1 protein-coding gene is annotated in these 22,288 nt (G+C 39.4%); it reads right to left on the bottom strand.

What is annotated here, in order from left to right; genetic code table 11:
- Positions 1–350 precede the first annotated feature (350 nt).
- The gene (locus AC0KUU_RS27100) at positions 351–22,100 is read right to left on the bottom strand and encodes a carboxypeptidase regulatory-like domain-containing protein (protein WP_473453867.1); all 21,750 of its coding nucleotides are present in this window, start codon (positions 22,098–22,100) and stop codon (positions 351–353) included.
- Positions 22,101–22,288 lie beyond the last annotated feature (188 nt).

The raw sequence follows: 22,288 nt of genomic DNA, 5'->3' as shown, positions 1-22,288 counted from the left end.
TATAAAACCTTTCTTTATGAAAAAAGATTCATTCACTTATTATTTATTTTAATGGTCGTAGAATTTTCAGGAAAAACTGATGATAAGGCTGATTATGGTTAGTTTAAACCATAAGATAAATAACTCTATAAATGTTTGTTATATACAATTGGAGAAAATTTAATTAAAGTGTGATTCCTTTTAGAAAGGTATAGGAACAAATAAGCTATTGCCTAATTAAGAAAAGGCTATAGACCTTATTGAAAACCGGCTAAGTTAAAATAATAATGATTAATTATCTGTACATAGTTGTTGCTCATAAAAAAGAAAAAGTCTATAGGGACTATCCCTATAGACTTTTTCTTTTTAGGTTATAAAATGTCAATCTGTACTAGTAGTGCCAGCAATATTTGCAACAAAATCTGAAGGTTGGCTGTTAAGTCAGTATCATCAACAATGATTGTAATGTCTTTAGAATTATCAATAATAATAATTTGTTCAGTGGTTTTTATAGAAGGCTGTTCAATAAACTCTTGTATAGAGGCACCATCATTATTGGTATTGTCGGTTATCATATCTAGAATCAATGTAATCGCTAAATGTAAGCTTAACTGCAGGGAGTTAGCGATTTGATTTCCAGATAATTGAACTTCAATATTATGAGAGTTTTTTATCCATATTTCGGTTGATTTAAATGAAATTTGTGAACTTAAAGCTAACGTTCCAAACAAGAAAGTCATATTGTTTTGCTGTGGATCAATAATTATTTCTGGAGGGAATAAGTGTCTTCTTACAAGTGCAAAATCAACTACACCAATTTCTCCTGGTAATAATGTAATTGTTTTTAATTCCGTAAGAGAATTTTCGGAACTAGCTTTCACATTAAATGTGCCCGCTGATAATTCACATACCGTATATTCTCCGTCATGATCAGTTAAGGCATTAGTAACAAATTCTTTATGAATGTTCAATACCTCAATGAGAATATTAGATAGTCGTGCTCCTGTTTTTATATCACATACAACTCCGGTAATAGTTGTTAATTTAGGAATTAAAGTAATACTAATTTTTTCAGTAGTATTTACTAATATAGTGACCTGTTGAGTTTCTGATTTGAATCCATCAGCTGTCGCAAGGATGGTATAGGTGCCAGTAGGCAATCCATTGATGATAAAGTTACCTTGTTCATCTGTATAGCCCAATGCGACTACATCTTTACCTTTAAGGACGAACACTGTGGCGTCTTGAATCGGTTTCCCTGTCCTTTGATCAATTACGATGCCACTAACAGAACCAGCATTTGAAATAGCTATTAGGTTAAATGGTGATACAGGAACTGTTTCTCCTGCTTCAACAGTGACCTGTTGAGTTTCTGGTCTAAACCCATCAGCTGTCACCAGAATGGTATAGGTGCCGGCAGGCAATCCATTGATGATAAAGTTACCTTGTTCATCTGTATAGCCTATGGCGACTATATTTTGACCGTCTAGAACTATTACTCTCGCACCTTGAATTGGCTTCCCTGTCTCTTGATCAATTACTCTTCCGGTAATAGAACCAGCATTTGAAATAGCTGTTAGGTTAAATGGTGGTACAGGAACTGTTTTTCCTGCTTCGACAGTGACCTGTTGAGTTTCTGGTCTAAACCCATCAGCTGTCACCAGAATGGTATAGGTGCCGGCAGGCAATCCATTGATGATAAAGTTACCTTGTTCATCTGTATAGCCTATGGCGACTACGTTTTGACCGTCTAGGACTACTACTTTCGCTCCTTGAATTGGTTGGTTTGTTTCTGAGTTGGTTACTATTCCTACAATTGCACCGATATTGACCTTAGGGGTTAATGGAATTGATACTCGGGTCGTATCTCCAGCAGTTACGATTACTTGTTCAGTATACAGATTGAATCCTTCAGCAGAAACACGGAGTGTATAAGCACCTGGTAACAATCCTGTGATAGTAAAGTTTCCATATTCATCCGTGCGGGTAGTTGTAATGACTTTTCCTTCAGCATTTAAAACTTCTACCAGAGCTCCTTGAATTGGCTGTGTCGTCTCCAAGTTGGTTACCTGACCCACAATTGTTCCAAACCGAGTAACACGGGAAAGCTGGAAGTTTACAGGTACAAATACAAATTCACCTTCTCTAATAAGAACTGTTTGCTGCTGCTCTACATAATTAGAGGCACTAGCAAATACTGTATAAGTGTCTGACGGCAAATCTTGAACAACATACTGGCCATTTTCATTTGTAAATACGAAAGTAACAAGTTGACCTTGGCTATTGACAATATCAATCTGAGCATTTGTAATAGGTGTTTTTGTTGAAGCGTCAACGACTTGACCGGCAATAGTACCTAAAACTGGAGAAGGACGTGTTAAAGAGAAATCTTTTTCGACTTTTTGATTAGGTGCAAATTCAATCTGCTCAGTTATTGAATTATATCCAGGTGCTGATACAGTAACTGACAACAAGCCTTGAGGTAACCCTTCAATAATATATTGACCGTTTTGATTCGTTAACCCAAATGCAATTGGTACTCCAGAAGCATCAAAGACTTCAACAAGTGCCCCGATAATAGGTAATCCTGTCTCGTTGTCTTTAACCCTTCCACTCAATGTTGCTGGATTTCCTAACAAGGAGAAATTTACAATTCCTACTTGATTTGGTACAAGGGTGATATCCTGTGTTTGTGCTTCAAAATTCACGTTGAGTGCAACCACTTGATAGAATCCTGGGGAAAGGTCTGGAATGAAATAATTACCGTTAATATCAGTTTGTGTAGTGGCAATGACTACTCCTAAGTTATTAATAACGCGAATTCTCGTATTGGTTAAATCTTCTCCTGTAGCGTTATTTGTGACTTTTCCTTGAATTATTGCAGATTGCTGTAGAAGCTGAAAGTTAAATGTGAGTGTTTGACCAGCAACTACAACTCCACTTAGACCTTGTGATCCAAAACCTGATGCAGTAGCCACCGCAGAGATTTCACCTTCAGTAATACCTCCAATCACAAACTGCCCTAATGAGTTAGTAAGTGCAGTCACCACTAAAGGTCCAGAAGCACTTTGATAGCGAATCGTTACTGAGGCTCCAGCAATAGGTGTGCTAGTTTGGGCATTTATAACGGTTCCTGAGATTGTTGCAAACAATGAATCCAATTGAACATTTAATATAGTCGTCTCGTTTGCAAGGATAGTAGAACCTGCAGCTAAACGTTCAAATCCAGGAGCACTAAATACGACTCGATAATTTCCAGGAGTAAGTCCCGAGATAGCATATTGACCGAAGTTGTTTGTTATTGCTGTGCTAACAAGGCCGTTTGTGATGTCAAATACTTGAACTGTTGCTCTTATAATAGGCTGCCCATTTTCACCAACGACGGAACCTGTTAAAGAACCAGGTGATGGATTTAAGGACAACGTAGTAGTACTTGTAATATTTGGATTCAAAATAACTCCTTTAGAGTCAGCTCCAAATCCTCCTGCGTTAGCTGTAAGAACTACAGATCCTGGAGGAAGGTTCTGAATAGTAAAGAAACCATCTTCGCTGGTGGTTGTCACAGCAATAACTTCCCCATCATTGGAAGTAGCAGTAACAGATGCTCCTTGTATTCCTTCACCTGTAACTGAGTTAATTACTCGACCAGTAACTCTAGCTGGACTTGATTGTAATAAAAGGGTAGTAAACACTTTTCTATTAGCTTCAACATTAATTCCAACTGTACCATTAATGAAACCGGAAGCAGAAGCAACAATAGTATAGTCTCCAGGTTCAACATTTAAGAAGGAGAAAGTTCCATCAGAATTTGCAGTTGTTGTGAAAATTAGAATACCATTTTGATTAAACAATGAAACTGAAACATTAGATCCGATAATAGGTTGTGATAAATTATTTAAAATAACGCCACTTATTGAACCTGTGAGGCCTGTTAATACAAAATCTGTGATAGTTGTTGTATTAGATTGTACCAAGGCTCCTGCCGTTTTTGTTTCAAGTCCTGAAAAATTCACTGTTACAGCGTATGAGCCTGGAGCTAAGCTACTAACCTGGTAATGACCTCCTTGATCAGTTACAGTTGATCCTATAATAATACCTGTAGATCCTAAAATTCGGACGGTAATCACAGCACCAGGTAAAGGATTTCCATTTATATTTGTGACTGTACCTGTTATTGATCCAGGATTTGAAAGTAAAGTAAAATTAACTTCCTGGCGAGATTCCCCTTGATTTAAGGTAATACTAGACAACTGTGATTGAAATAGTTGAGCAGAAATAATAATTGTAAAGGTTCCTGCTGGAATATTGCTAATTGCATACCGTCCATCGGGACCCGTTACACCAAAACCAATAATAGTCTCATTTTGATCTGAGATGCGAATGGAAGCATTATTAATTGGTGTACCTTCAGTGGTTGTAACAATACCTGAAATAGAAGCAGGATTTGGTTGTAAAAATAGATTTGTAGTAGTTGTTTGATCTGAAATAACAGTGCTTCCAGATGAAGCACTTGCAAAATTAAATTCTGAGCTGATAATTCTATAGTTCCCTGGCTGCAATCCAACAAATTGATAGTTCCCTTGTTGATCAGCTACTGTCGTTGCAATAGGCGTTAAACTTTGGTTTGGAAAAAGCTGAATAACAGCACCTGGAATGGATTGATTTGTAACAGCATTGCGTATAGTACCGTTGATGTTCCCTGGCCTTGTTACTAGTACAAGGTTCACAATAGCTACACCATCAGGCTCAACATTAAAATTAGTGAATGCATTTTGGAAGCCTTGTTGACTTGCTGTAATTTTATAAGTTCCTGGGGTAAAGCCCCTAATAAAGTAGTTTCCATTATTATCTGTTTGGACTCGACGTACTAGCGAACCTTGTTCATCGAACAGTTGTATTAGAACATTAGTGAGTCCTACACCTGCTTCATCAGTGATTTTCCCTTGAACAGAGCCTGGGAGAGTTGTAAGTGTGAGGTTCACAATTTCAATTTCTCCTGAATCAAGCATTATCGAGGTAGTTTCAGATCCAAATATAGGCGGACCACTAATAATAACCGTATATGAACCAGGTGCGATACCTGTTAGCTGGTAGAAACCATTTTGGTCAGTTACCGTAGTAGCGACAATTGGACCCGCAGGACTTAAAGCGCGTATTACAACACTGACGCTCGAAATTGGTTGGCTGCTTTCTACGGAAGTTACCGTTCCTTGAATTATTCCGGGATTTGGTGAAAGATTTGCTGAAATAACTGTATCTTCTCCAGCATTAATCATCAACTCTCTAAATTCACTTCCAAAATCAACAGCATTTATAACAGCTGTATACTGTCCAGGAGAAAGATTTGACAAGGTAAAAGCCCCTTGAGCATCTGTTACAACGGAAGCGACAAAAGAACGGTTTTGATCAAAAATTTGAATAATAGCACCTGGAATTGGTACTGTAGTTGATTCATTTGTTACTTGCCCTAATAAACGTCCAGGGTTAGGTGACAATGATAAAAGTGTTGTAGTTGTATCCCCAGCAACTAAAGTAACTCCGATAGAGGAAGTTCCAAATTTTTGATTTTGAGCTGTGACAATAACTGAGCCAGCTGGTAAGTTCGAAATTAAAAAGTTTCCGTTTTCTCCGCTTATGGCAGTGCCTATAATCACACCATTTGAACGTGTAACTACAATCAGGGATCCGACTATCCCTTCTCCGCTTTCTACATTAACGACTTCTCCTATTAGTATTGCCGGTAGTGTCCCCAACCTAATCGTAGTTAATGTTTGTTCATTAGCACGGACAATAGCAGACACAGTATTAGAAGCAAACCCAGGGGCTGTTACATTTACTAGATAGGTTCCCGGTGATAAGTCAAGGGCATTAAATGTTCCATCATAATTAGAAAGAATTGTTCGGATCAATACTAAATTTTCGTTATAGATTTTTACTTGAATGCTTTCTCCTGTAACTGGTATTCCTTGTTCACTTAATATCTGACCCTGGATGGTTCCTACTAGAGGTGAAAGAGCAGTATTTAGGACTGTTGTTATATTAGTAGTGATTTGTGCTCCTAACACAAAGTTTCCAAATCCATTTTCAAAGAAGGAAACGTTATACTCCCCTGGAGCAAGATTTTGAATCATATAACGGCCGTCTACATTGGTAAAGGCAGTAGCTACTACTAAACCTAGAATATTGCGGATAGTAACTGTTACGCTAGGTAGCGGAGTTCCGGTTGACGAATCAGTGACAATCCCAGTTAATGTGCCTGAATTAGCTGCAAGAATAAAGTTAACTCCTGTTTGAATCTCCCCTGCAATCAAAGTTAAACCGCTTGTAGTAGTTGAAAATCCAGTTTTTGTAGCAATAATTCCATACGTTCCAGGTGGCAATCCGCCTACTGCATAAGCTCCATCTAAACCCGAAACACCTGTGCCCAAGACTGTTTCATTTTCATCTACGACTCTTATTGTCGCGTTCGATAGAGGATTACCATTTTGATCCGTAACTGTTCCCGAAACTGAGGCCGGATTAGGCTGTAACGAGATATTTGCTGTTGTTTGAACGTTTGGCAAGACTGTTGCACCAAGCACGCCGCGTGCAAAACTTGTGGAGTTAGCTGTCACAATATAGTCACCAGGTTCAAGGCCATTAAAGCGATACACACCGTTTTCATCCGCTACGGTATTTGCTACTGGTATTAAACTCTGAGAAAGGAATAATTGAACAGTAGCACCAGCGAGAGGGAGTCCTGTTTGTGCATTTGTAACATTACCATTTATTGAGCCAGGATTTAGCTCTAACGGTACATTAATTATATTTGTTTGCCCCGCAGCTACCATAAATCCTATTGTTTGTCTTTGGAAGGATGAGTTAATAACAATCATTGTATAAGTTCCTGGCTCGAGATTTTGTACTCTATATTGGCCATTAGGATCGGTCTGCATAACCGCTACAATAACTCCATTGTTATTAATCACACGAACAAACGTATTTGGTAAAGGCGCACCTGATGCTACGTTTGTGACTACTCCTTGAACAGCACCTGGATTAGGTGTTAATGCAAGCTTAACGGTTGATGAAGAGTTAGTAATTACCTCAACTGATGCTGCGCTAGTTCCGAAATTAGGAAGTGTTGCAATTACAGTATAAGTGCCAGGAGCAAGGTTAGGAATTGTAAATACTCCATTTCCATCTGTTGCTGAATTAGCGACTACTGGTCCTGCTGGAGAGAATTGTCGTACAACGACACCTACTCCACCGAGTGGCTGGCCGTTTTGTTGATTGAGGACTGTTCCTAATATTGTTCCAGGGTTAGGTGTTAAACTGAAGTTTAAAATGATTTCTTGGTTAACGATAACGGCTGCTTCTTGGGCAAGTGTTCCAAAACCTTGATTAGATACAAGAACTCTGTAAGTTCCAGGTGTAATATTTTCTAAAAGATACTGGCCATTTTGATCTGTTACGAGTGTAGCTACAAGAGCTCTTGTGAAATCAAATACTTGGACAGTAGCCCCTGCAATTGTTTCACTGGTTTGGATGTTCCGAATGGTACCTGTTAAACTGCCTACTTCTGGAGTTAAGAAAAGTGTCACATTATTAGTAGAACCAGGGCCAAGTTGGACAGATGTAGAAGCAGAACCTAAACCAGGCTGCGTTGCGGTAGCTGTAATTACTGCTGTATTTGGAGGGAGGTTCCGGATGATGAATTGGCCGTTAATATCACTTACAGCATTACCAAGAATAAGACCGTTAAGATCTGTTATAGTTACAATTACACCAGACAAAGATGCCCCAGTTTGTTTGTTAATAATTTGCCCCGTAACGGTTGCAGGATTGGGAGTGAGTGGCACGATAATATTTGTAGTTTGTTCAGCTGCTACACTGGCACTGGCAATGGCTGTGGCAAAATTTAGGGCTGTTACTTGAATTAAATACGTTCCAGGAATTAAATCAATAACATTAAAAGTCCCATCTGCATTCGCAAGAAGTGTTTTTAGTAAAATACCGCTTATATCAAATACTTGAATCTGAGTATTTGAACCCGTAATAGCGTTGCCTCTTAAATCCGTTATAGTTCCACTTACTGAACCTGTTAGAGGAGGAAGGCTTAGATTTGCAGTAGCAGTTTGATCTGCTTGAACAATTGCTCCTATCGTCACTGTTCCAAAACCTGTACTTGATCCAACCACAGAATAGGTTCCAGGAGAAAGGCCAGCAATAAAGTAATTTCCATCTGTGTCAGTAGTATCAGTTGAGACTACGATATTTGTTCCACCAATCGTACGTACTATAGCAATTGCTCCGATGATTGGTTCCCCTGTCACACTATTAATTATTTTTCCAGAAAGATTTCCAGAAAGAGGATTAAGTTGTATGTTTACATTTGATAATATCTGTCCAGCTGTTACTGTTGCTGCCGTAAGTTGAGTTGCGAAACCTAAGGATGAGGCAATGATTGTTAGTGTACCTTCAGGTAGATTTGAAATAGCATAATTTCCATTCTGATCAGTAATACCGGTTCCTAAGACTGTTTCATTTTGATCCAGAATTTGAATAGATACATTAGAAATTGGTGCACCTTCGGGAGTTGAGACTGTTCCTGAAACTGTAGCAGGATTTGGGAACAATTGAATATTTGCGATTGTTGACTCATTTGAAAGAATTAAAGCCCCAGTGCCGCGTCTAGCAAAATTCGTAGCTGCAGCTACAACTTCGTACTCGCCCGGAGCTACCCCTGCGATTGTATATAAACCAGCTTGGTCGGTTACTGCTTGCGCAATAGGTGTTAGGCTCTGGGACGGAAAGACAAGAATAGATGCATTAGAAATTGGTCTACCTGTAAATGAGTCGGTAACACTTCCTGTCAATGTGCCAGGGTTTGGTTGAAGAAGAACGTTAACAGTGGTAATTTGATCAGAGAAAATTTGAAATCCTACAGTCTTTCCTTGAAAACTAGAATTTGTAACTACTAACGTATAAAAACCCGGTGTGAGACCTGTGATATTAAAGGAACCAGCTTCGTTTGTTATTACCTCATTAACAATTGTTCCATCTTTTTGAATCACTTGTACTCTGGACTCTGGAATTGGCGATCCAGTGACTGCAGCCGTTATGGTACCTTGAATAGTTCCTGGGTTAGGTGCAAGGCCAATATTCACTGTTGAAGATGTATTAGGAACGACAACAGTTGTAGCTGATGTAGTGCCTAAGCTAGTTGCTTCGGCAATTATTGTATAGGTTCCAGGTGGTAAATTAATTGTTGAAAATTGTCCTTGAGTATTAGTTGTTGTATTTGTCACTATAGGTCCAGCTGGTGAGAATTGGCGAACTGTAATGATGGCACCTTGAACTGGGGCACCTGTTTGCTCATTAGTAATGATACCTGTAATTGTGCCTGGAAGAGGAGTAAGAGACACATCAGTAGATACTGTTTCGCCTGGTGTAAGAGTTAACGTTTGTGTCTCCGTTGCGAAGTTTGGTGTCGATATTATAATAGTAACTTCCCCTGATGGTAGATTGGTAAGTTGAAAGTTTCCATTAAGGTCTGTTACAGTATTTGCCGCGACCTGCCCATTTACTACTGCTGTAACTGAAACACCTTGAAGTGACGTACTTGTTTGCTGGTTTGATACCTGCCCTGTTACTGTAGCAGGATTTGGTGTTAATGGAATGGTAACATTGGCAGTTTGATTAGCTACAACTAGGGTAGAAACAGTGTTCACTCCAAAGTTAGGAGCTTCTGCACTGACGAAATAAGCTCCTGGCGCTAAATTTGAAATGGTAAATGTACCGTTAGGTAACGCTGTTATTGATTGGATCAGGAGTTGATTCTCGTCAAATAAACGGACAAAGATATTCGATCCTGTAATCGGATTTCCACTCGTATCGCTTACCAAACCTGAAATATTTCCTGTATCTAAAATAAGGGTGAAATCTGCATTTGTTGTTTGGTTACTAAATACTGTAACTACTTTCGTTTGTAGTCCAAATCCTAGTCGGTTAATTGTGACAGAGTAAAATCCTGGACTAAGATTTGAAACCACATAGTTTCCTTGTTGGTCTGTATTTGCGACTTGCACTGCTATTCCACCAACAGCTTGAAGACTACGAACTGTTACAGTGGCTCCAATAACAGGGTTGCCAGTAGCGACACTGACAACTTGCCCTGTAATGTTACCTGGGTTTGCTTCAAGAGGAATATTTATACCTGTTAAAAATTGTTCTGGTCCAACGGTAATTCCTTGGTTACTTGTTCCAAATCCAGGTGCTGATGCCACAAGGATATATGTCCCAGGCGCAATATTACTAATTGTATAAGCACCACTTATATCCGTTGCTCCAATTCCAACAACATTTTGGTTTCTGTCAAGTAAGCGTAACGTAGCATTAGAAAGGGGATTTCCTGAAAAATCAGTAACTTGCCCAGAAATAGACCCAGATAGAGGAGCTAATGATATTGTAATATTTGTAGTATCTCCAGGTGCTATTGTAGCTCCTACGACTACAGAACCAAAGTTTGTAGCTCTGGCTAACACGTTATATTCTCCAGGTTCTAAACCTCTTACAATGAAACTTCCATTTTGATTGGTAATTGCATTCTCAATAGGAATAAGATTTCCTGTAGAGAATATTTGTACAACTGCTCCAGACAATGCTACACCTGTTTGTAAATCACTTACTGTTCCAGTAAGTGTTCCAGGGTTAGGGGCTAATGAAATATTTTGAGTAATGGTCTGATTCGGTCCAATTGAGAAGCCAACTGTTTCTCCTTGAAATTCAGGATTTGTAGCTATAAGGCTATATGTTCCAGGCGCTAATCCTTGCGCTTGGAAATTTCCGCTAATGTCCGTCTGGGTAACAGCAATCGTAATCCCATTAACATCAACTACTCGTATAAGTGTATTTACTATAGGTTGCTCCGTTTGCTCACTCGTAACGATCCCTTGAATGATCCCGGGATTTGGAGGTAAATTTACTAGGACAGTGGATACCTGATCTGACTGCACTAAGGTTGAGGAGGCCTGTGATCCAAAGTTTGGTTCAGAGACAACAATAGTATAAGCCCCTGGCGTGAGGTTAGGGACAGTGAATTGACCTCGCGAATCAGTTGTAGTGATAGCTATAATAGGACCTACCGGAGAGAATTGACGTACCGCAATACTTGCCCCTGCAATAGGTGAACCAGTTTGCTCATTATAGATTACCCCCGTAATTGTTCCAGGATTAGGCACAAGTGTGAAATTTAACTCTGTTACAGCCTCTGGGTTTACTTGAGTATCTCCTGATACTGATCCAAAATTTTGTATAGTTGCAATCACTCGATATGAACCTGGTGCTAACGTTTGAATTTGATAAAATCCATTCTGATCTGTTTGTACGGTAGCAACAAGGGCTCTTGTCGAATCAAAAATTTGTAAAGTAGTTCCAAGAATTACTTGGCCTGTTCCTTGATTGATAACTGTTCCCTGGAGGATTCCGGGGTTTGGCGTTAAAGTAAGTGTCGTTGTTTCTTCTCCTCCTGGCGTGAGGATGACGGCTTTTGAATCACTTCCAAAAGTTGGGGCTCCCGCTGAAATAATTAAAGTATTTGGGGGCAAATTATTAATTGTAAAATCGCCATCTAAGCCACTTGTTCCAGATCCAACAACGATACCATTAGAGTCAGTTACTGTTAAAATAGCACCGTTAATTGGCAAACCTGTCGCAACATTAAGGACTTGCCCTGTAATAGATGCTGGGTTAGGTGTTAGTAAAATATTTAACTCATTTGTTTGATCGGAAACAATTACTGTACTAGTCGTTTGAGCTGCAAAATTAGGTGCTGTCACTAATAAGTTATAGCTGCCTGGAGGTAAATCAAGTACTGCAAATGTCCCATCCGACTGGGCAAGTAATGTCTTTAATAAAGTCCCTCCCTGATCAAATACCTCAATTTGAGTATCTGTTCCCAGGATAGGACTACCCTGTAGGTCTGTAATGACACCTGTGATTGCCCCTACATTTGGTACTAGAGCAATATCCGCATTAGTTGTGGTATCGCTCTGGACAATTGCTCCAACGTTTGAAATACCAAATCCATTTGCAGTTGCCAATACGGTATATGTTCCAGGAGCTACACCCGTAATAAAATACGTACCATTTTCATTTGTAATATCAAACCCGACAATTAAGCCAATCCCTCCACTAGTACGAAGGAGAACAATCGAACCTACTATAGGATCTCCCGTTTGTCCGTTAGTAATTTGGCCTGTTATAATTCCTGGATTTTCAGTGAGTCCAAGGCTTACATTTTCTAAGCCGCCAGCGCCGATAGTGACTCCACTAACTTGACTTGAAAAAGTGGGAGCAGTAACAATAATAGTTTGGGAACCAGGTGGTAAATTACTAATTACGTAGTTTCCATTTTGATCCGTCAAGGCTGTTCCTAATACTGTTTCATTTTGATCAATGACTCTTACAGTGGCATTTTCAATGGGATTTCCCTGTGAATCCGTTATTGTTCCACTAATAGTGGAAGGGTTCAATGATAATTGAAGGTCTGCCATCGTCGTTTGATCAGCGGACACAATTGCTCCCACGGCAGCACGCGTATAGTCACGTGCAGTGGCAACTACGATATATTCACCTGGTGCAAGGCCAGGAATTTGATAGGTACCATTCTGATTGGTAACTGCATTAGCAATTGGAATAAGACTTTGAGCAGGAAAAATCTGAACTGTAGCTCCGTCTAATGGTAATGCTGTTTGTTTATCGGTAACTCTTCCACTGATAAAACCAGGATTTGGTTGGAGAGCTACATTAACTTCATTAATATCCCCTGATGTAATAATAAATCCTACACTTTCCCTCTGAAAATTAGGTGAGACAGCAATCAATAAATATTCTCCCGGTGATAACCCTTCTACTCTATAGGCTCCCGTTGTATCAGTTTGAACCTCTTGTATAATTACTCTGTTATTATCTAAAACCCGTACAAATGCATTAGTTAAGGGCTCACCCGTTTGCTCATTGCTAATTATGCCTTGAACGATACCAGGATTGGGAACTAAGGAAATAGAAACCGCTGAAATATTATCTGACTCGACAAAAACGGAAGCAGCCTGACTTCCAAAATCAGAATCAAGAGCAACTACCGCATATGACCCAGGCGCTAGGTTATTTATAACAAATTGCCCGTTTTGATCTGTTGAGAGGGATGCAATAATTGGTCCAGTAGGTGAAAACTGGCGAATAATGATAGAGGCGCCTAAAAGGGCTTCCCCTGTTTGACGGTTGGTAATGGTTCCTTGAATTGTACCTGGGTCAGGGGGCAAGAAGAAGTTTAAAACTGTTTCTTGATTTACACTTATAGTTACCTCCTGAACAATAGCACCATAGCCCTTGGCTGTTGCAATCAAACGATATAAACCTGGCAAAAGATTAGGAACTTCATAGAATCCAAACGTATCAGTCACAACTGTAGCGATCATCCCTCTTGTAAAATCAAAGACTTCAAGGGTTACTCCGGCAATAGGTTGTTCTGTCTGTTCGTTAAATACAGTTCCTCTTAGTACTCCTACAGAAGGTAATAAACCAATATTTGTTTCGGTTGATTGACCGGGAGTAAGAATAATAGATTGAGAACTGCTGCCATAATTATCAGCCGTAATTGAAATAACAAGCGTTTGAGGTGGTAAATTATTCACAACAAATGAACCATTTTGATTCGTAACTGTGCCTCCAACAACAATTCCATTCGGCAAAGTAACTGTTACTATGGCTCCGCCGGCAGGCTCTCCTGTAGTTTGGTTAATAATTTGCCCAAATATTGAAGCTGGATTTGGTTGTAAAACAGCAATCACATCTGTAGTTTGTTCAGACACTATATTTGCACTTAATGTATTAGTTGCAAAGTTAGGTGCAGTAACCGTCAATCCATACGAACCTGGCGCCAGATCTAATATTGTAAATGAACCGGTATTATTCGCTGTTAGAGATTTAAGAAGTGTTCCATTTTGATCAAATACTTGAATTTGAATATTGTTACCCGTAATTGGATTGCCTTGTGGATCAACCACTGTACCGGTAACGGAACCAGTGAGTGGAGTTAATAAAACATTTGCAGTAGCTACAGTATCGCTAATAATTATTACTCCCACTGTGTTTGTTCCAAAGCCTGGCTCAGTAGCCGTTACTAGATATGATCCGGGTGAAAGGTTATCTAATCGATAGTTTCCTTGCAAATCCGTCGTTGTGTTAGCAACGATAATAGAGGTAGCACCTGCACGACGAATGATAACATTGGCACCCGCAATTGCTTCTCCTGTCTGTTCATTAACAATTATTCCATCAAGGGATCCTGGATTTGGTGTAAGTTGCGAGCTGAAATCCGTTATTAGTTCACCTGGACCAAGAGTAATGCCAATTAATTGATTACTGAATCCATCAGCAGAGATAATAACATTTTGGAATCCTGGAGGGATGTTGCCAATTGCGAAAAGGCCATTTTGATCAGTAATACCAGTACCAAGTAAATTTTCACTTTGGTCAACAATTCGAATTATAGCTCCAGGGATTAGGATTCCGTCAGGTGTACTAATAGTGCCACTTATTGTTGCCGGATTAGGCAGGAGAAGAAGATTTGCGACTGTTGTTTCATTTGAAAATACGGTGGCTCCTACAACTGCTCTTGCATAATTTTGGGCATTAGCAACGACAGTGTACTCTCCTGGTTCCAAGCCTATTACATTGTAAGAACCACTTTGGTCTGTCACTGCACTTGCAATTGGAATCAAACTTTGTGAAGGGAAAACTTGCACTGCTGTCCCTGCTAAAATAGTTCCAGATTGACTATCAAAAATTTTCCCTGTAATGAATCCAGGATTTGGTTCTAAAGCAGCATTAAGCGTATATACATCCCCTGCTCCTACCGTAAAACCAAATGTTTGACTTTGAAAGGCAGCATTTAAAAATACAATTGTATATGTGCCTGGTTTTAATCCTTGAAGACTATAGTTTCCATTAATATCTGTTTGAATCCCTGCTACTAAAGCTCCGTTATTATCAATAACGCGAACTTGTGTATCTACAAGCGGTGTACCGGTTTTGATGGAAGTAATCTGCCCTTCTACCGTTCCTGGATTCGGTGTTAAAGCAAGTGAAACAGTTGAAAGTAAATTGGATTGAACTAATACGGTAGTACTCTCTGTTCCGAAATTTGGCGTATATGCCGTTACTGCATAACTGCCAGGCTCAAGATTTAAAACGGTAAATTGACCGCTACTATCCGTTGCTATTGTTTGCACAATAGGTCCAGTTGGCGAAAATTGTCGAACAACAATAGTTGCTCCAACGATAAATTCTCCTGTTTGCTCATTCACTACTGTACCAAAAATGGAACCAGGATTTGGAGTCAGACTCAAATTAACAATAGTTGTTTGATTTGAGAAGACTTGAGCGTCTTGTACGCTGCTTCCAAAATTGTTGGCACTGGAAACTACTTGATAAAGACCTGGGGTAAGACTTGGAAATTGGTAAAAGCCATTATTATCTGAAACAACAGTGGCTACAAGTGCAGAAGTCAAATCAAATATTTGGATAGTTGCGCCTGAGATGACTTCGCCAGTTTGCTCGCTTGTAATGATCCCGTTTATGGTACCAGGATTTGGTGCCAGGCTTAATGTAGTAGTAACAGTCTCTCCTGAAGTTAAAATAACAGAACGCGATGATGAACCGAAATCAGGTGCTACTGCCGAAACAGTAACAGTGGTAGGCGGTAAATTTGGAATAGAAAAGTTTCCATTACTATCTGTCACCGTGCTACCAATTGGAAGGCTATTAATGTTAGTGATAGATACTATTGTGTTAACAATCGGATTACCTGTCACTTCATTAATGACTTGACCGCGTACCGTTCCTGGATTTGGAGTGAGAGGAACATTAAGCGTTGTAATTTGGTCAGCAGCCACAACGCCACCAATCGTAGTAGCTTCAAAGTTTGGTGCTAAAATGGTTAATTGGTATGATCCAGGCGGCAAATTATTTATTAGGAAAGAACCATCAGATTGTGCAACTAATGTTTGAAGTAATAGACCACTTTGATCAAATACCCGAACTTGAATATTAGAGCCTGTGACTGGGCTTCCCTGAATATCAATTATACTTCCAGAAATCGTTCCCACCAGAGGAGATAAAGTTATATCTGCTTGCGTGACTTGATCACTGAATACGATTGCTCCGACTGTATTGAGAGCAAAGTCAGTAGCAGATCCAGTAATTGCGTAAGAGCCGGGCTGTAAACCTGTTACGGTATAATTTCCAATTTCATCCGTTGCCGTTGAGGCAACAATTACAGGGATGCCAGCAACAGTTCTAACAATGGCAATTGCTCCTACAATTGGTGTACCTGTGGCAGCACTCAATATTTGCCCAGTAATACTGCCAGAATCCGCTGTTAAGATAAAATCAGTGCCTGTTGCTACTTGACCTGGAGTTAAAATGACCCCTCCAAGTTGAGTGGCGAATCCTGGAGCAGTAACAATAATCTTTTGATTTCCTTGTGGTAAATCAGTAACAGAATAGTTTCCAAGTTCATCTGTAACGACTGTGGCAAGTACGGTTTCATTTTGATCAAGTATCCTTACAGTAGCATTTGGAATAGGAGATCCAGTGTCGGATGTAATAGTTCCCGAAACGGTTGATGGATCTGGAGTCAAAATAACATCTGATGAAATTGTTTGATTGGAAAGCACAGTGACACCAGTAGACGAAGAGGCATAGGTCCCAAATGAAGCAGTGAGAGTATACGCACCAGGCGATAAACCCGTTAAAAAGTATTGACCTATACTATCCGTTACTAACGTAGCAATAGGGGTTAAGCTTGAAGCAGGAAAAACACGAACAGATGCGCCAATCAATGGAGCTAATGTTTGAGAATCAAATATCTGCCCTGTTATAGCTCCAGGATTGCTAACTAATCCTACATTAACCACAGACGTTTCACCCGGTTCAGAAATAAAGCTTACTGTCTGAGATTGGAATAGTGGATTAATAAAGGATAGTGTATATTGTCCAGCACTAAAACCAGTTATTTGATAGAACCCATTAATGTCTGCTTGAGCCTGTGTAATAAGAATTCCCTTATTGTCAATGAGTTGAATAAGAGTGTTAATTAGTGGCTCACCGGTGTCTTGATTAATAATATTTCCTTGAATACTTGAAGGCAACTGCTGCAAGTCGAAATTAAGATTAATCGTTGCTCCAGGTATAAGTGTGACGGACGATGACTGAGAACTATAATCCGGATCAATAACAACGACAGTAAAACTACCTTGTGGGAGATTGGAAAGTATATAGAATCCATTTGAGTCAGTTTGTGTAGTAGAGATGATAGGGCCTGTAGAAGTGAACTGACGAACGATAACATCAGCACCAACTATTGGTCGGCCAGTTGTTATATCAATTAGTTGCCCTGTAATAGACGATGGATTTGGTTCTAAAGCAAAGCTTGCGATAGACTGTGTATCAGCAATAATCGTAAAGCTGATAATTCCACTTGTAAATCCTTGTGCAGTAGCTATTGCCGTATACTGACCAGGTGCCAAACTAGAAACAAGAAATTCCCCCGTTGGATCAGATACAACTGAAACGATAGCTGCTCCGGTTTGATTAAATATTTGAATACTTGCAGCCGGTAGTTGTTCCCCATTAATACGATTAACGATAAAACCTGAAACACTTCCAGGATTAGGGGTAAGCGTAAGGTTTGTATTTGTTGTCTGACTAGCATTTAAAATAATCGCTTTAGAATCTGTTCCGAAATTTTGTGCATTTGCCGTTACTATAAAAGGACCTGATGGCAAATTTTCTAGAATAAATGTTCCATCTTGCCCTGATGTTGCTTTTCCTACTAACAGCCCAGTATTTGGATTAATAACCGATATAATGCTTCCAGATATACCTGTAAGCGTTTGTTCATTAATGATTTGCCCTGTCAATGTTGCTGGAGAAGGTTTAAGTGGTACAAACGTGGAAGTCTCTTGGTCCCTGAGAACTTGAACACCAACTGTGTTTGCCTGAAATCCAGGAGCTGTAGCATTAAGAATGTAATTACCAGGAGGAATATTCGAGAATACAAATGTTCCATCAAGTTGAGCAAGTTCTGTGAGTAACAGCACGCCGTTTTGATCAAAAAGTCGAATTTGTAAGTTCTGCCCGTTAATTGGGGTTCCTTCGGAATCGATGAGTTGCCCACGAATTGAGCCAGGTAGTTCACTTAGTTCGATATTAGCTGTCGATGTTAAATCACTAGTAACCAATGCACCTACAGTTTCTGTTCCAAATCCTGGAGACGAGGCTGTTACAGTGTAGCTGCCAGGCGTAAGCCCTTGAACTAAAAAGTTTCCTGAAGAATCTGTAGTAACAGTAGCAATAGCAATACCCGACCCAATAGTTTGGCGAATTATAACAGTTGTATTTGCTAACGGTTCTCCCTTTGTCTCATTTGTAATAAAGCCGCTGATTCCACCAGGATTAGGAACGAGACTAAAGTCTATGTCTGTAATGACATCGCCGGGTTGTAGGGTAATTCCGCCAATTTGACTACCGAAATTTGGCGCAGTTACCACAGTAGTAAAAGAACCTGGTGGGAGATTTCCGATTGAATAATTTCCATTACTATCCGTTCCGGCTGTTCCAATAATGGTATCATTTGCATCTAGAACTTGAACTATTGCATTTGGGATTGCATTTTCATTTATATCCAGAACAACTCCTGCAATAGATGCAGGGTTTGAAGGAAGTATAAGGTTTACCGTAGTTGCCACATTTGAGGAAACTAAAGCCCCAGCCGATTGAGTTATAAAGTTAGGACTTTGTGCTTTTACAATATAACTACCAGGAGCTAGATTTAGAAATTGATAGTTTCCATTATTATCTGCAATTGTACTTTGTATAAAGATATTGTTCGTATTGTAAAGTTGAACAACTGTATTCGGCTGATTTGGAGATATGTTTCCAATAATAGTTCCAGGTGAAGGAGATAAAGCTATAGTCGCAGTTGTGGTAGCATTTGCTAAAACAATTGCACCTGTAACATTAGATTGAAAGTCTGTGGCACTTACTACGATGTTATAACTTCCAGGTGGTAGGCCTTCAATTGTGTAATTTCCTTGACTATCTGTTAAAACAGTCTGTAATTGGACGTTATTCTGATTAACCACACTTATTGTGGCACCACCAATAGGATCGCCTGTTATTATATTTACAACTTGCCCAGTAATATATCCAGGACTTGGGATAAGCGAAATCTGAATGTTCGGCTGACTTCCTGGGAGCACGTTCACGGATGCAAAGTTTGTTTGGAAATTAGGAGCCGTTGCAAAAATAGTATAGGTACCTGGAGCAAGTTGAGGAACTTCAAAAACACCTTGCTGGTTAGCTAATACATTTGCAACAACGGCACCATTTCCATCCAATACCCGCACTTGTATTTGTGCACCTGCAATTGATTCTCCTGTTTGTTGATTTAGAATTGTTCCAGTAACAGTAACGGGACTAAATGCAAGCGTGAAATTCAAAGTAGTCGTTTGATTAGATTGAATAGTAGTACCTTGACTTGAATTTTGAAGGTTAGGAGCTGTTGCAGTTACTATATAGGTTCCGGGGGCTAAATTAGGGACGGTATATAGTCCGCCTTGATCACTTGCCGCATTTCCGATTACTGCTCCTCCAGTGTTAGTTCTTATGTTAATAACTGCTCCTGAAACTGTATTACCATTTGTATCAATAATTGTTCCAGTTAAAACACCTGGATTAGGAATAAGAGTAAAATTGACAGTCGTTGTTTGAAAAGCAGAAACCTGCGCTCCCTTTACTTGAGATTGAAAGTTTTGAGCGATTGCATTTACTGTATAACTGCCCGGAGCCAAGTTAGGGATGATATACGTTCCTGCTTCATTAGTGTTAACAGAAGCTACTAAGTTGTTATTTAAAAATACGTTGATAGCTGTGCCAACAAGAGGATTACCTTGATTATCTGTTACTATTCCATTGATAACACCTATATTTTGGTTTAAAGCTGTCGAAAGTGTTGTTGTTGTATTTGCTCTAACAACCGTGCCGACACTCTGACTTGCATACCCCTGCTGTCCAAATGTTACGGTGTAGGTCCCAGGAGCTAGATTTGCAATAGTATATTGTCCCTGAGCATTGGTCGTGGCTGTTGCAATAGTAACGCCAGCTTGATTCACCACGTTTACAGATGCTGCTATAAGAGGGTTACCTGTTTGGGCATCAGTTAAAGTACCTTTCAGAGTACCAGGAGATGGTTGAAGAACGATATTTTGAGTTGTCGTCTGTCCTGCTTGAATAGTAAAACCTAGTAGTGAAGTTTGAAAGTTTTGAGCGGTCGCTCTTAATTGAAATGTGCCAGGAGCAAGTTGGTTGATCGTATACTGTCCTTGAGAGTTTGAAGTTGTGGTCGCAATTACATTACTTCCTGAATCAAGTACTTCTATAACAGCACCTTCAACTGGTGTACCTGCAGAACTTGTAATTGTTCCTGTCACTGTTCCTGGTGAAGGTATTAAAGTAAAGTTTGAAACAGTTGTTTGCCCAGAATTAATAGTGACCCCTCGGCTTTGTGATTGGAAGTTTGACGCGCTTACTGTTAGTGAATACTGGCCTGGAGTAACATTGGAAATTGTATATTGTCCTTGAGCATTGGTTGTCATCGTTGTAATAACAGTGTTAAATTGATCTATTAATCTAATTGTTGCTCCATTCACTGGTGTTCCATCTTGAGATAATACGGTGCCTGTAACATTTCCAGGTTGAGGCTGTAAAATAACGTTTAGAACTTGCGTTTGTCCAGCAGTAATCGTTGTTGTACGGGTCGCTGTAATAAAATTTGAAGCTGTAAAATTTAGATTGTAGGTACCTGCAGCAAGTTGAGTAAAGCTATAATTTCCTTCTGCATTAGTTGTAGTTGTAGAAATTAATACATTGCTTTGATTGCGAAGTTCTACAGTAACTCCACTAAGGGGTAAACCAGTCTGTCCGGAGGTTACCTTTCCCGTAATTGCTGCAGCTGCAGCTACCGTTACGTCATTAGCAGCTGTTACCGGAGTTAATTGAGAGCCGCTAAAGTTGTCAGTAGCAGAAACAGTAACTGTGTTTAGCCTTCTTGTACCTGCTGTAGAAAATGTTCCTACCACTGTATAAGTTAGCGTAACACTCTGTCCCGCGGTCAGGTTGCCAATATTCCATGTCAATGTCTTATTAGCTGCATTAAGGGTAGCAGAACCACTTGAAGTTATAATATTACTTACACTTGATAGCTGATCAATACCAAAGACATCGCTTGCAACTACGCTTCTTGCTATATCTCGGCCTGTATTTGTTACTGTTATCCTTTGTGTCCATGTTGTTAAGGAACCTGTTAAGAGAGAGGTTGGACCGGAGGTAATTGCTTTAGTTGCAGACAAAGCTGCTCGAACATCTACATCTATTGGGGGAGTTGGATTGGTTAGTGATTGAACAAATTGAAAGTTTTCACCAGCTTGTAAAGAATCTTTATTATAATTATTTGCATTTGCGGAAGAAAAAATGACTAATCCAATAGGAGTTGAGGCAGTGATTCCAAGAAGTGAAAAAAAGTTTGCAACAGGGAATTGAAAATCTATAAAATAATCAGGGTTTCCACCAAAATTTGATCCATCATTGGTTAAGGTAGCTCGAGCTACATCAAAATTTACAATTGGACGCGAAAAATTTGGAGTTCCACGTCCATCCGTTCCTTCTGCAGGATCATTCCATGAATTATAAACCCGTGTCGTATTTTTAATTAAATTTATAGTATTATCCAGTCCGTTAACGTTAGCTAGCCAGTCATAAACTCCAGGATCTCCTGACGTATTAATAAGTACTCCCCAACCATAGTTAGCAAATCCAGTCAATTTAGAGTTTCTTGGATCCTCATTAACACGAATTCTAAAATAAACATTTGTTGCATCATATGCAAAAAAAGCTGCAGGAAATTGCGTATTACCTACGAGATCAGTTGAGGCAGGAGATTGGTCTCCTACCATATCAAATATGGGTTGATCCCCTATCAATATGGGCTGAAATTGGCTATTTGAGGGAAAAGCCATTGTACTACCTCCTTACATAAATTAACCTTACATTTTATTAGGCTAACAACTAAGGTGTTACAATTTAACTCGACCTATAGTATTAATTTCTTCGATGAACAGGCTTTTGTTCTGTATGAATCAATTCTTTAATAGGATAATGTTCTACTTTTAAAAAATAATTAGTTTTTAAAGGAAATAATAATTAT

This window comes from Priestia sp. ST2 (genome assembly GCF_055810735.1).
The sequence above is the reverse complement of the archived record's forward strand: the minus strand, read 5'-3'. Positions and strand labels throughout refer to the sequence as shown.